General features: G+C 70.4%; 12 protein-coding genes. 2 read left to right on the forward strand and 10 right to left on the reverse strand.

Features of this window, described 5'->3' with window-relative positions:
• Positions 1-115: 115 nt before the first annotated feature.
• Positions 116-805: a polysaccharide lyase family 7 protein gene (locus JIX55_RS43825; RefSeq protein WP_257568768.1), complete on the forward strand. Its 690-nt coding sequence runs from the start codon at positions 116-118 to the stop codon at positions 803-805.
• Positions 806-815: 10 nt separating this feature from the next.
• Here JIX55_RS43825 and JIX55_RS43830 read toward each other — a convergent pair whose 3' ends face one another.
• The 10 genes from JIX55_RS43830 to JIX55_RS43875 all read right to left on the reverse strand — a co-directional run bounded on the left by JIX55_RS43830 (position 816) and on the right by JIX55_RS43875 (position 11,098).
• A complete protein-coding gene (locus JIX55_RS43830; RefSeq protein WP_257568769.1) occupies positions 816-1,535 on the reverse strand; it encodes a gamma-glutamyl-gamma-aminobutyrate hydrolase family protein in 720 nt (239 codons plus the stop codon).
• Positions 1,532-3,022: an aldehyde dehydrogenase gene (locus tag JIX55_RS43835; RefSeq protein WP_257568770.1), complete on the reverse strand. Its 1,491-nt coding sequence runs from the start codon at positions 3,020-3,022 to the stop codon at positions 1,532-1,534. Before JIX55_RS43835 ends, JIX55_RS43830 begins: the two co-directional genes overlap by 4 nt.
• Before the next feature lie 149 nt (positions 3,023-3,171).
• Positions 3,172-4,629: an APC family permease gene (locus tag JIX55_RS43840; protein ID WP_257568771.1), complete on the reverse strand. Its 1,458-nt coding sequence runs from the start codon at positions 4,627-4,629 to the stop codon at positions 3,172-3,174.
• Positions 4,630-4,835: 206 nt separating this feature from the next.
• Positions 4,836-5,462: a TetR/AcrR family transcriptional regulator gene (locus JIX55_RS43845; protein WP_257568772.1), complete on the reverse strand. Its 627-nt coding sequence runs from the start codon at positions 5,460-5,462 to the stop codon at positions 4,836-4,838.
• 37 nt (positions 5,463-5,499) lie between these two features.
• Positions 5,500-6,345 carry a fumarylacetoacetate hydrolase family protein gene (locus JIX55_RS43850; RefSeq protein WP_257568773.1) on the reverse strand — a complete coding sequence of 282 codons (846 nt, stop codon included), beginning with the start codon at positions 6,343-6,345 and terminating at the stop codon, positions 5,500-5,502.
• 10 nt (positions 6,346-6,355) lie between these two features.
• Complete coding sequence (locus JIX55_RS43855) at positions 6,356-7,309, reverse strand: 3,4-dihydroxyphenylacetate 2,3-dioxygenase (protein ID WP_257568774.1); 954 nt, start codon at positions 7,307-7,309, stop codon at positions 6,356-6,358.
• Positions 7,302-8,762, reverse strand: a complete 1,461-nt coding sequence (locus tag JIX55_RS43860; RefSeq protein ID WP_257568775.1) for an aldehyde dehydrogenase — start codon at positions 8,760-8,762, stop codon at positions 7,302-7,304. Before JIX55_RS43860 ends, JIX55_RS43855 begins: the two co-directional genes overlap by 8 nt.
• Positions 8,763-8,886: 124 nt before the next feature.
• Positions 8,887-9,699 (reverse strand): acetoacetate decarboxylase family protein, encoded by an 813-nt coding sequence (locus JIX55_RS43865; protein WP_257568776.1) that lies wholly within the window; start codon positions 9,697-9,699, stop codon positions 8,887-8,889.
• A 14-nt stretch (positions 9,700-9,713) separates the two neighbouring features.
• Positions 9,714-10,904, reverse strand: coding sequence for an NAD(P)/FAD-dependent oxidoreductase (locus JIX55_RS43870; RefSeq protein ID WP_257568777.1), 1,191 nt, complete (start codon positions 10,902-10,904; stop codon positions 9,714-9,716).
• A 5-nt stretch (positions 10,905-10,909) separates the two neighbouring features.
• A complete protein-coding gene (locus JIX55_RS43875) occupies positions 10,910-11,098 on the reverse strand; it encodes a ferredoxin (protein ID WP_257568778.1) in 189 nt (62 codons plus the stop codon).
• Positions 11,099-11,296: 198 nt separating this feature from the next.
• Between JIX55_RS43875 and JIX55_RS43880 the strand changes: the two genes are divergently transcribed.
• Entirely contained in the window at positions 11,297-12,652 is a 1,356-nt protein-coding gene (locus tag JIX55_RS43880) for a glutamine synthetase family protein (protein WP_257568779.1), read from the forward strand.
• The last annotated feature ends 17 nt before the right edge of the window (positions 12,653-12,669 follow it).

Consider the following 12,669-nt stretch of genomic DNA (forward strand, 5'->3'; position numbering starts at 1 on the left):
CTCAATACAGGCCGGAATTAGGCTGTGGGGGAGCGCAATTGGACTCCATGCTCACTTTGGCAACATGGTCCAGACGTTTGACCCCTCCGATGTATTTTCCCGGGAAGGACACCTGATGAAGAGGCGAACCGTCTTACGGGCGGGAGCCGGCCTGCTGGCCGGCGGTGCCGCGCTGACCCTGTCGCAGTCCCCGCTCGTCGGCGCCGCGACGGCGGTACCGGCCGCCGATCCGACCGACGGCTGGACGCGGACCTCGTTCACGTACAGCTGGCAGAAGCCCTGGAACCTCGACCTCGGTGACCGGCACAGCTACAGCGGTGGCGTCCACCGCATGTGGGTGTACAGCACCGACGAGCCGTTCGAAGAAGGCAACACCACCGACCCGCGCACCGAGATGCGCTGGAAGAACGACTACACGACGGGCGACCACATGTGGGACGCCGACGTCTACCTCCCGGCCGGCACCGACGGCGCGTCCTTCGTCCAGACCCTGCGAACCCGCCGCCCCTCGGGCACGCCGGCCACCGACATCATGCTCAACGCCTACAACACAGGCGGCGGCACCGTGCGGCGCTACGACGGCACGGTGCTCAAGACCAACGCGTACGACACCTGGTTCAACGTGAAGATCGCCCACGAGGCGAGCAGCGGGACCGGCACCATCAAGGTCTACTTCGACGACTCCCTCGTCCTCACCGTCGACGACCGGGGCCCCGCCACCCGCTACTTCAAGAACGGCGTCTACCACCACGGCTCCGGCCGCGCCGAGGCACGCTTCCGCAACATCGCCTACTGGACGCGATGACCTGTGCGGGTCAGCGTCGCTCCGCGGCGGCCCGTACGAGGGCGTCGAAGAGGCCCTGCTGTGCGGGGTCCTCGTGGGCGGTGTCCTCGGGATGCCACTGGACGGCGGTGAACCACCCGGCCGCGCCGGGGAGTTCGAGTCCTTCCACAGTGCCGTCGGCGGCGCGAGCGGTGACCTCCAGTCCCGCGCCGAGGCGGTCCACCCGCTGGTGGTGGTAGCAGGACGCCTCCACCTTCTGCGCGCCGGTGGCCCGCTCCAGCAGGGTGCCGCGCCGGATCGCCACCGGGTGCACGACGTGCCGGTGCTCCCGCTCCGGGCCGCCCATGTCCTGCTCCAGGGTGCCCCCGAGGGCGACGTCGACGACCTGGAGGCCGCGGCAGACGGCCAGCAGCGGTAGGCCCGAGTCCAGTGCGGTACGGGCGACCTCGAGGTCGAAGGCGTCCTGGACCTCGTCCACGTCGTAGACGCTGTCGTGGGTGTCGGCGGCGCCGTAGCGGTGTGGGGCGAGGTCGCCGCCGCCCGGGAGCAGGACACCGTCGAACCGGGCGAGGCGGGAGGCGACTTCAGAGCCGGAGGAGGCCGCGGGGTGGATGCTCGCCGGTTCGCCGCCCGCCCGCCAGACGGCCTCGATCAGAGCGCGGGCGTTGACCTCGGCGGCGTACCGCAGCGCGGAGGTCGTGGCGGAGAAGCGGGCGGGAACGGCGATCAGCGGTCGCACGGGCGTGGTCACAGCTGGATCCACGTGGTCTTGAGTTCGGTGTACTTCTCGATGGCGTGGACGGACTTGTCGCGGCCGTTGCCCGACTGCTTCATGCCGCCGAAGGGGACGGTCAGGTCCCCCTCCTCGTAGCAGTTGACCCACACCGTCCCGGCCCTGAGCGCACGCGAGACCTGGTGCGCGGTGGACAGGTCGGAGGTCCACAGCCCGGCGGCCAGGCCGTACTCGGTGGCGTTGGCGAGCCGTACCGCCTCGTCCAGGTCGTCGAAGGTGAGGACGGACAGGACGGGGCCGAAGATCTCCTCGCGGGCGAGCCGCATGCCCGGGTCCACGCCGTCGAAGACGGTCGGCCGCAGATAGCTGCCGCCCGTGTCGGCCAGGGTGCGATCGCCGCCGGCCCGCAGCCGCGCGCCCTCGTCGAGGCCGGTGCCGATGTGGTCGAGGACGCGTTCCAGATGCCCCTCACCGACCATCGCGCCCATTTCGGTGGCCGGGTCGAGCGGGTCGCCGACCCGCAGTTCCCCGGCCCGGGCCACGATGGCCTCGGTGACGCGTTCGGCGACGGAGGAGTGCACTAGGAGCCGGGAGGGGGCCGTGCACATCTCGCCCTGGTTGAAGAAGATGCCCCAGGCGGCGGTGGCGGCGGCCTTCTCCAGGTCGGGGGCGTCGGGGAGGATGATGTTCGGCGACTTGCCGCCCAACTCCAGCCAGACGCGCTTGAGGTTGGAGTCGGCGGCGTAGCGCAGGAAGTGACGGCCGACCGCCGTGGAGCCGGTGAACGCCAGGACGTCCACATCGGGGTGCAGTCCGATCGCCCGCCCGGCCACCGGCCCGTCCCCGGTGACGACGTTGAGCACGCCCGGCGGCAGTCCGGCCTCGGTGGCGATCCGGCCGAGGAACAGGGCGGACAGCGGTGAGTTCTCCGACGGTTTCAGTACGACCGTGCAGCCCGCGGCCAGCGCCGGGGCGACCTTCCAACTCGCCAGCGTCAGGGGGAAGTTCCAGGGGACGACGGCGCCCACGACACCCGCCGGTTCCCGGGTGACCAGAGCCAGGGCGTCCGGCGCGGTGTGGGGCGTCTCGTCGGTGAGTTTGTCGGCCAGCTGCCCGTACCAGCGGAAGGTGTTGATCGCGGCGCGCAGTTCGATGTCGTACGCGTCCGTGATCGGCTTGCCCATCTCCAGGGTGATGGTGAGGGCGAGCTTCTCCCGTTGTTCTTCGAGCAGTTCGGCGATGCGCAGCAGGATCCGGCCCCGGTCGACGGGCGCGAGGCGGGGCCAGGGGCCGGAGTCGAAGGCCCGGCGGGCGGCGGCCACGGCCAGGTCGACCTCGGCGGTCCGGGCGTCGGCGACCTCGACGAGGACCTGACCGTCACGGGGCGAGACGACCGCGAACGCGGCACCCCCGCCCGGCTCGTCCACCCCGTCGATGTGGTGCTGGGCAGGCAGGTCCAGTTCCTTGGCGCGACGCAGCAGATGGTCGTGGGTGAGGGCCGGCATCAGCTCTCCTCTTCCTGATGGTTCGAAATGGTGCGAGTCGACGACTGCGGTCCGATGACAGTGAGTGGGCCGACGGCGGCACCCGGGGAGAGGCGCCGCCGTCGGCGGTGAGTGGTATCGCGGTCGGCGTGGTGGGCGGGACGGCGCGGTCAGCCCGCGACGGTCTGCCCGCGCCGGGTCAGCCGCGCCACCACCAGCCCCAGGACCAGCACCGCCGGGACGGTCAGCTGGAGCCAGACGGCGGTGGTCTCGTCGCCGCCGATGAGCGTGGTGAAGTTCGCGATGATCAGCCAGATCGCCCCGGCGATGCCGAGCGCGCCCAGGATCGGTGCGATCAGGGTGTTCCAGGGCCGGGTGTCGGCACGGGAGCGGCGGAAGAAGACGACCACGGAGACGGAGGTCAGGAAGTACAGGAGCATGATCCCCAGTACGGCGACGCCGCTGAACCAGGAGAAGAGCGTCAGCACCGGGTCCTTGCCGAGAAGCGCGAACGGCATCACCAGGGCCACCGCGATCACCGTCTGGACGATGCCGGCCACCCAGGGGGAGTGACGCCGGTTGAGCGTGGTCAGCCCGTGCGGCAGCAGACCTTCGCGGCCCAGGGAGAACAGATAGCGGTTGGCGGAGTTGTGGAACGCCAGGATGCCGGCGAACAGCGAGGTGGCCAGCAGGATCGGCAGCACATCGCCGGTCCACGCGCCGAACTGCGCCGCGATGGGGGCGAAGACCCAGGACGTGGCATCGCCGCTCTCCAGCGCCTTGCCCGCCTCCGCGGTGGCCCGGGACGCACCGTGCGCGGAGACCAGCATCCACGAGGTGAAGGCGAAGAAGCAGGTGACCACCAGGACCGACAGATAGGTGGCGCGCGGGACCGTCTTCCTCGGCTCCCGGGCCTCCTCGCCGTAGATGGCGGTCGCCTCGAAGCCGAACATCGACGCCACGGCGAACATCAGCGCCACACCGGGTGCGCCCTGGAGCGCCGCGTCCGGCGAGAAGCTGTCGGCGAAGCCGAGCCCCTCGGGGCCGCCGCCCTGGACGAAGGTCACGAGGGCGAAGACGATCAGGATGCTGAACTCCGCCAGGACGAACACGGCGAGCACCTTGGCGCCCATCTCGATCCCGGCGGCGCCGAGGACCTGGACGACCACCATGGTGACCAGCGCCCAGACCCACCACGCGATCTGTACGTCGGCGTAGTGTTCCACCAGGCCGCTCACCGTCGCGCCGTACAGCCCGTACATCGCGGCCTGGATCGCGCAGTAGGCGAACAGCGCGACGCCGGCGCTGCCGGTGCCGGTCGAGCGGCCCAGCCCCTTGCCGATGTACGTGTAGAAGGCGCCGGCGTCCACGACGTGCCGGCCCATGGCGACGAAGCCGATGGAGAACAGCAGGACCACGATGCCGGCCGCGAGATACGCGGCGGGTGCTCCGGTCCCGTTGCCTATGACGACGGCGATGGGGACGGCACCGGCGATGCCGGTCAGCGGTGCCTGGGCGGAGAGGACGAAGAAGAGGATGCCCAGGACGCCGAGGGAATCGGGCTTGAGCCTGCCTGCGGTGGATGGATCTTGTGTGCTGTGCGGGGCGACCGCCGTCTGACTGTCCACTCGGATCACCTGTCGGGGACGGGGAGGGATGGGTTCGTTTCTACCCAAACGAGTTGCCTTATCGTGGGCTCGAACTATCCGTTTGGCAAGGGGCTGGGTGAAGATTTCCGCCCGGCATTCGGGAACCGGACGAGACCTGCGGCGGCACCACGGCGGAAGGCCCTGGACGCCGAGCGTTCAGGGCCTTGAAATGCGCAGGTCAGGCGCTATTCGCGGGCCTCGCCGGCGGTGTCGCCGTTGGCGTCGAGGAGCCTCAGGAGCGAGCGCAGCTCTTCCAGGGCCGCCTCGGTGACGTCGGGCTCGCCGAGGACGAGCTGATGCAGCACCAGACCGTCGAGCGCGGCGAAGACCAGCCTGGTCAGCGCCCTGTCCGCGCCGGCCGGCAGCATACGGCCCAGCTCGCGCTGGGCGGCGTCGAAGTACTCGTCGTACAGCTCACGGATCTGCGGCAGCAGCTCCGGCCGGCGGCGGGACTCCAGCAGCAGCTCGTACTGGAACGCCTGGGTGTCCGGATCCGCCGTGACCATGTCGGACACCCCGGTGGAGAAGTCCGCGACCCTGCCGGTGCCCGGTTCGAGGGAACTCGTGCTCAGCGAGGTGCGGATCGTGTGGGCGAGGGCCTCCTCGATCAGGGCGTCACGCGACCCGAAGTGGTGCACGACAAGACCGTGGGTGACCCCCGCCTCCTCCGCGACGGCCCGGTAGGTGAGCTTGCGCAGTCCGCCCCGCGCCACCACATGCACGGCGGCGTTGAGCAGGGCCTCGCGCCCCTCGCCGTAGTGCAGCCGCTTGCGTGGCTTGCGGCTCTTGGGCGCGTCGGCGGAGTCGGTCATGCGGGTGACCCTACCTGCCTGTCTCCGCACCGGGACGTCACCGCTTGGGCGGGCGGACGCCGCGGAACTCCCAGTCGCCGCCGAGGGCCGTGGACAGCACTTCCTCGGACTCCGTGGGCTGCGCGCCCACGTCGGTCCGTACGGGGGTCGGGCCGGTGACGATGTGGTTGGTGAGCCGGCCGAGGCCCTCCACCTCCACCTCGACGATGTCACCGGGCTGTACGGGACGGGAGTTGGCCGGGGTGCCGGACAGCAGGACGTCACCGGGGTACAGGGTGATGGTGCGGGCGATGTCCGCGACGAGGTAGTGCATGTCCCACTTCATCTCGTCCGTCGAACCGTCCTGGACGACCTCGCCGTTGACGTACGTCCGCAGCCGCTTGCCGTGGAAGTCCCAGTCGGTGACCAGGCCGGGGCCGAGCGGGCAGAGGGTGTCGGAGCCCTTCACCCGGAGCATCGAGCCGGCGTCGGTGTCGCGGAAGTCGTGCAGGCCGTAGTCGTTGGCGATCGTGTAGCCGGCGATGTACTCGCCCGCCTCGGCCGGGGAGATGTTGCGCGCGGTCTTCCCGATGACGATGGCGACCTCGCCCTCGTAGTTGAGCCACTTGCAGCCCTCGGGGCGGACGATGGCGCCCTTGTGCGCGTTGAGGGCCGAGGTCGGTTTGTGGAAGTAGGTGGGCGTCTCGGGGAGCTCGATCCGGAACTCGTCCACGCGGCTGTGGTGGTTGAGGTGGACGGCGACCACCTTCGACGGCACGACCGGCGGAAGGTGCTGGGCCTCCTCGGTCTTGACACGGCGGCCGTCCCCGGCGACCAGTTCGTCACCGTCGACGGTGACCTGGACGGCGGCCCCGTCCAGGAGGATGCGGCGGTATTCGGGCATGGTGGGTCTCCTAGAAGCGAGGGTGGGGATTGCGTGGGGCGGCGGCCGTGGATGTACCGGCGCTGTCGTCGCCGGTCCAGCCGTCGGCCGGACGGTCGAACCACAGATGCACCTGTCCGGTGCCGATGGAGTTCTCGTACTCCCCGTACTGCCGGGCCTTGGCGACACAGGCCTGCTCGCCCAGCGCGCCCGCCAGCATCAGGTAGTGGAAGAACTTGGCCTCCGGCTTGTACTTCCAGAACTCGTCCATCGTGTCGAGGACCTTGTCGTGGCGGCCCTCCTTGAACCAGCCGATCCGCTCCTGATCGGCCGCGCGTGCCTCGGGTGTGAAGATGTGCGCCGGGTCGCTGGCCTCGTGGTCGCGCAGCTCGCGCAGCGGCCAGAAGGTGTGCGACAGCGCGCCCGAGGCGATCAGCAGCACCCGCCGCCCCGGCGTGGCGGCGATACCGTCGGCGAGCGCCCGCCCCAGCCGCAGATGGTCCTCCATGTCCCCGGTCTGGCAGACCCCGATGGTCACCCACCGCTTGTCGGGCAGACCCTCGCCGAGGAACTTCCAGAGGTTGATGGTGGCGTAGTAGATCGGCAGGTACTCGTCCTCGATCGCGGTGATCCAGGTGCCATGCTTGTCCGCGAACTTCTCGATGTTCAGGGCGAGTTCGGGATCACCGGGGAAGTCGTACGGCATCCGGCACATCCCGCGCGGCAGCTCCTCGGAGGTGAAGAGACCGGCGCGGCGCGCTTGCGCGGTGACGACGAACTCGACCGTCGTCGCCCAGTGCGAGTCCAGGACGACCACGGTGTCGTAGTCGTCGGCGGCATCACGCTCGAAGACGTCCTGGCGGAGCTGTTGGAGGCCGGTGACGAGCGTGATCTCCTTGCCCTCGTTCAGCTCCAGCCGGTCGGCCTCCGGCAGGACGATGGTGGGGACGTGGGCGAGGAGCCCCGCCCCGACGATCTCACCCATGGTGGTTCCATCCGTTCGGTGCGGTCACGGTGTTCTTGAGGTCGCAGTAGAAGTCGAAGCTCCAGGTGCCGCCCTCCCGGCCGACCCCCGACTGGCGGGAGCCGCCGAAGGGCGCCTGCAGATCGCGTACGAAGAAGCAGTTGACCCAGACCGTGCCCGCGACGAGCCGCGCGGTGACCCTTGCGGCACGCTCGGGATCACCGGTGGCGAGGGTGGCGGCCAGCCCGAAGCGGGTGTCGTTGGCGAGCCGGACCGCCTCGTCCTCGTCGGTGAAGGTCTGGAGCGTCAGGACCGGCCCGAAGACCTCCTCCTGCACGATCTCGGAGTCCTGGGCGACATCGGTGAGCAGCGTCGGCGCGTAGTACTGCCCGTCCTTCCGGTGCCCCCCGATGACCGCACGAGCGCCCGCCGCCACCGCCCGCCGCACGAACCCGTCGATCTTCTCCAGCTGCCGGGCATGGATGTTGGGCCCGATGTCGGTCGCCTCGTCGCGCGGGTCGCCCTGGACGAGCGTGGCGGCCTTCTCCACGAACCGCCGGGTGAACTCCTCCGCGACCGACTCCTCGACCAGGAACCGTGTCGCCGCCAGACACACCTGCCCCGCGTTGTCGTACTGCTCCACCGCGAGGTCCACGGCGAGATCCAGATCGGCGTCCGCGAACACCAACAGCGGTGATTTGCCGCCCAGTTCGAGGCTGAGCGGGGTGAGGTTCGGCGCGGCCGACCCGGCGATCCGCTGGGCCGTCGGCACCGAACCGGTGAAGCTGATCCGCCGCACGTCCGGATGCGAGGTCAGCGCGTCACCGATCTCCGACCCGTACCCCTGCACGACATTCAGCACTCCGGCGGGCAGCCCCGCCTCGGCGGCGATGTCCGCCAACAGCGACGCGGTGAGCGGCGTCCACTCGGCGGGCTTCAGGATCACCGTGTTCCCGGCCGCCAACGCCGGCGCGACCTTCCACGTGGCCAGCATCAACGGCGCGTTCCACGGCGTGATCAGCACGGACGGCCCCGCCGGATCCCAACTCACCTGGTTGGTGTGCCCACGCGTCTCGAAGTCCTCGTGCTCCAGCGTCGACAACCAGTCCGCGAAGAACCGGAAGTTGTGCGCCACCCGGGGCATCACACCCCGCCGGTGCGACCGCAGCAGAGCCCCGTTGTCATGGGTCTCCACGATCGCCAGCTCTTCGAGCCGCTTCTCGACTCCGTCGGCGATGGCGTGCAGGACGCGGGCGCGTTCGGCACGAGGGGTGGCGGCCCAGGAGGGAAAGGCGTCGTGGGCGGCGGCGACGGCGGCCTCGACCTCGCCCGGACCACCGCGAGCGATCTCGCCGAGGACACGACCGTCGATGGGGGAGACGTCGGTGAAAGTGTCGCTGGAGGCGACCCGTCGGCCACCGATCCAGTGCCGGGTGTCGACGGCGACGCCGGCGACGACGATTTTGTCGGACATGAGAGGGGGCTCCTTTTTGGAAGAGTGCCAGGCCGACTTGCCTGGGGGCGCGGGGCTGTATCGATGTGCGGCTCCGCCGCGTGGGCGCGATCAGCCCACGACAGCCCGCACTTCGACGACGGCCTTACTCGGCAGCCGCTCCCGACAACCCGGATTCCAACAAGCGCCCGCCGTCCCAAACGACCCCCACCTGTCGGTAATACGCGGCGATCGGCTCCTCGATCGTCAGCCGGGCCAGTTCCTCGGTCGGCGCCTCGAACAACTCCAGCTCGGCGTCACCGACCCACGGCTGCCCGCCCTCGAAGTCGGCAGCCCCGGACTCGATCAACTCGTCCAGCGCCAGCCCCTTCCCCTTCTCGACCGACGGCAGCCACCGGTGATGAGCCATGGGATGCCCGTTCACGAACCCGTTCGTCTCCGACGGCTCCCGAAGCGTCACCACGGCCTGCGCGAGCCGCCGGTCCGCGGCGGCCAGGGTCGCCCCGAACCGCGCCCCCGCCGCGATCCGCGGAGCGGGCCCGTACGGATGGGGCCGCGTCTGATGGATGGACCCGAGCTTCTTCGGATAGCCCTGGTGCAGCCCGCGGGCGATCGCGAAGTCCTTGTCGACCCAGATGTAGACGCACCGCGAGTACGTCCGCCCCCGGTACGTGCAGCGGACGACCGCGAAGGCCTCCTTGTACTGGGAGCGCACGGGGTCGAGCAGTTCCGCCCCCGATGCCGAGCAGGACTGCCAGTCGGCCCAGACGAGGGCTACCGCACCGGGGTCCTCGTCGGCCAACTCCAAGGGCTCCGGCAGCAGTTCACGCACCCGCGCGGGATCCGTGCGGTACTCGACGGTGAGCAGGTCGCCCGAGTAACGCCACGGCGGAGCGGGAATCAGCGACGAGGCACCGCTCGCCGTCTTGGGGTGGAAGTATCCACGGACGCTGGTCATGGTCAGGTGGTTCCTTACGCGGTGAGAGCGGGCTGCTTGAGCAGTTCGGCCCGGTAGCGGGCGGCGGCGGACACGGTGGCGGGACCGCCGAGCGCGACGACACCGACCAGCCGGCCGGCGTGGTGGTAGCCGGCCAGGACGTCCGTGGCCGGGTCGCCGTCCAGGACCCGTACGTCGTCCCGGCCGAGCACGGGCGCGCCGAAGGACTGGAGCCGGAAGTCGTGCTGGTCGCTCCAGAAGGTGGGCAGCGGCGCGAACGGCGCCGACTCGACGCCGGTGAGGACCTTCGCCGCGTGCTTGGCGGTGTCCGTGGGGATGGACCAGTGCTCGACGCGGCGCGGTACGCCGTCGTAGCGGGCGTTGGGGAAGCGGGCGACATCGCCCACCGCGACCACGTCGGGGCGCCCGCCGACCCGCAGCTGCTCGTCGGTGAGCACCCCGTCGGTCAGGTCGAGCCCGTTGCCGTCGAGCCACTCGGTGTTCGCGAGCGAACCGACCGACTCCACGACCACATCGGCGGGCAGGACGGTCCCGTCCCCGAGCACCACGCCCGTGACTCGGTCCTCGCCCTCGAACCCGGCGACGCCCGTGCCGAGCGCGAAGCGCACCCCGCGCTCCTCGTGCCGCTTCAGCAGCGCACGTCCGAGCAGGTCACCGAGCGGGCCGACCATGGGCAGCGGCAGCGGATCGACGACGGTCACCTCGGCGACGCCGAGTCCTACGGCGGTGGCGGCGACCTCGCAGCCGATGAATCCGGCACCGACGACGACCACCCGGGCACCGGGCCGGGTCAGCTCGTCCCGCAGGCCCTGCGCGTCGGCGAGGGTGCGGACGGTGTGGCGGCCGGCGAGCGGGCCGGGGCAGCCCAGCCGCCGGGGCCGCATACCGGTGGCGACGACCAGACCGTCGTACGAGAGTTCCGACCCGTCGTCGAGTACGACGGTCCGCTCGGCGAGGCGGGACGCGACGACCTTGGTGCCGAGGCGCCACTCCACGTCGGCGACGCTCGCGCGGGGGCGGAAGGCCAGCGACTCGAAGGGCGCCCTGCCGGCCAGCACCTCCTTGGAGAGCGGGGGCCGGTTGTAGGGCATGTGCGGCTCGTCGCCGACGAGTGTGATCGCCCCGGTCCAGCCGGCCGAGCGCAGCTGCTCGGCCGCGCGCAGCCCGGCCATGGAGGCGCCCGCGACGACCATGCGTCCTGCCATGGGACTCAGCCCTCGATCCGGATGGCCTGGAGCGGACAGACGTCGGCGGCTTCCTCGACCTCGTCGAGCAGCGCGTCGTCGGGGTCGCTGACGTAGGCCAGACGACCGTTCTCGTCGAACTGGAAGACGTCGGGGGCGGCGAAGACGCACTGTCCGTGGTCCTGGCACTTGTTCATGTCGACGACGACCTTCATGGCCGGTCCTCCTGGAATCAGGGCGTCGGGATGGGGTGGAGCGTGACTCGTTTGGCTTCAAACAACATAGGAAGCCGTCCCTCTCTGGTCAATACCTGTCCAGGTGGATAATTTTTTCGACGGACCCCTTGTGAACCGATGGAGTCGTTCTTATCGTTTGGCATCAAACAATTGGCCCCAGCCGCCGAGGAGACAACGGTGAGCGCATCCGAAACACCGGCCGTCGGGCAGTACCAGGAGCGGCTAGCCGCCGAGGGCATCGACGTGGTCCGGGTGACCTACCCCGATCTCATCGGTACCGACCGTGCCCGGGACGTCCTGCTCGACCAGCTGCCGACGGCGTGCGAGCACGGGCTCGCCTTCTGCCGGGCCGTCTACCACACCTCACCTCAGGGGGACGTCGTCCCCGTGCCCGGGGGCATGGACGCCGGACTGCCCGACATCACCGTGCGCCCGGACCTCGACACCCTGATCGCCCTGCCCTGGGAACCCGGGGTCGCCTCCTGTATCGGCGAGACCGTCGACCCGGCCACCGGCTCACCCGCCCCCGAATCGCCCCGCGACCTGCTGCGCTCGGTACTCGACCGGTGCGCCGAGCAGGGCCTGCGCCCGGTGGTCGGCCCCGAACTCGAGTACTTCCTCTGCGACGAGGACCCGGCGTCCCCGAGCGGCTGGAAGCGCTACTCGGGCGCCACCGGCGTCGTCTACACGGCCGGCCTGCGCGCCGACCCCGACAACCATCTGCTGCGCACCCTGCGCATGCTCCGCGACCTCCGCATCGGCGTCACCAACGGCAACCACGAGTTCGACGGCGGCCAGTTCGAGATCAACCTGACGCACTCGGAGGCCCTGTCGGCCGCCGACCGCTCCTTCCGCTTCAAGGCCGCCGTCAAGGAACTCGCCCGCAAGGAGGGCCGCCTCGCCACCTTCATGGCCAAGCCCTTCAACGACGCGGGCGGCTCCGGCTTCCACCTCCACCTCTCCTGCGCGGACGACCAGGGAAGCAACGCCTTCGACGACCCCTCGGGCCAGTACGGTCTGTCCGGCACCGCCCGCCACGCGATCGCCGGTGTCCTCGCCCATGCCCCGGCTCTCACCGCCCTCGCCAACCCGACGGTCAACTCGTACAAACGCTTCGGCCCCGACACCCTCGCGCCCTGGCTGATCGACTGGGGGCTGGACAACCGCAGCGCCATGCTCCGCGTCCCGCCCGAGCGCGGCTCCGGCGCCCGCCTCGAACTGCGGCTCGGCGACGCGAGCGCCAACCCGTATCTGCTGATCGCGGGCACGATCGCCGCCGCACTGCTCGGCGTCCAGGCGGGCGAGGAGCCCTGCGCCCCACTGGAGGGCTACGGCTACGACACCGCCCGAGCGGCCGTGCTGCCGACGAGCCTGTCCGCCGCCCTCGACGCGCTGGAGGCGGACACCGCCCTGACCGAGATCCTCGGCAAGGACTTCACCACCTCATACCTCACCTACAAGCGCGACGAGGTCGCACGCTTCCAACGGCACGTCACCGACTGGGAGTTCACCGAGTACGCCTACCACCTGTGAAGCCCGGGAGAACCAGC

It is taken from the genome of Streptomyces sp. DSM 40750, from assembly GCF_024612035.1.
Taxonomy (GTDB): domain Bacteria; phylum Actinomycetota; class Actinomycetes; order Streptomycetales; family Streptomycetaceae; genus Streptomyces.

Excerpts from the sequence above, each read along its gene's own strand:
- JIX55_RS43825 (WP_257568768.1), top strand. The coding sequence starts at position 116 with ATGAAGAGGCGAACCGTCTTACGGGCGGGAGCCGGCCTGCTGGCCGGC.
- JIX55_RS43835 (WP_257568770.1), bottom strand. The coding sequence starts at position 3,022 with ATGCCGGCCCTCACCCACGACCATCTGCTGCGTCGCGCCAAGGAACTG.
- JIX55_RS43845 (WP_257568772.1), bottom strand. The coding sequence starts at position 5,462 with ATGACCGACTCCGCCGACGCGCCCAAGAGCCGCAAGCCACGCAAGCGG.
- JIX55_RS43850 (WP_257568773.1), bottom strand. The coding sequence starts at position 6,345 with ATGCCCGAATACCGCCGCATCCTCCTGGACGGGGCCGCCGTCCAGGTC.
- JIX55_RS43855 (WP_257568774.1), bottom strand. The coding sequence starts at position 7,309 with ATGGGTGAGATCGTCGGGGCGGGGCTCCTCGCCCACGTCCCCACCATC.
- JIX55_RS43860 (WP_257568775.1), bottom strand. The coding sequence starts at position 8,762 with ATGTCCGACAAAATCGTCGTCGCCGGCGTCGCCGTCGACACCCGGCAC.
- JIX55_RS43865 (WP_257568776.1), bottom strand. The coding sequence starts at position 9,699 with ATGACCAGCGTCCGTGGATACTTCCACCCCAAGACGGCGAGCGGTGCC.
- JIX55_RS43870 (WP_257568777.1), bottom strand. The coding sequence starts at position 10,904 with ATGGCAGGACGCATGGTCGTCGCGGGCGCCTCCATGGCCGGGCTGCGC.
- JIX55_RS43875 (WP_257568778.1), bottom strand. The coding sequence starts at position 11,098 with ATGAAGGTCGTCGTCGACATGAACAAGTGCCAGGACCACGGACAGTGC.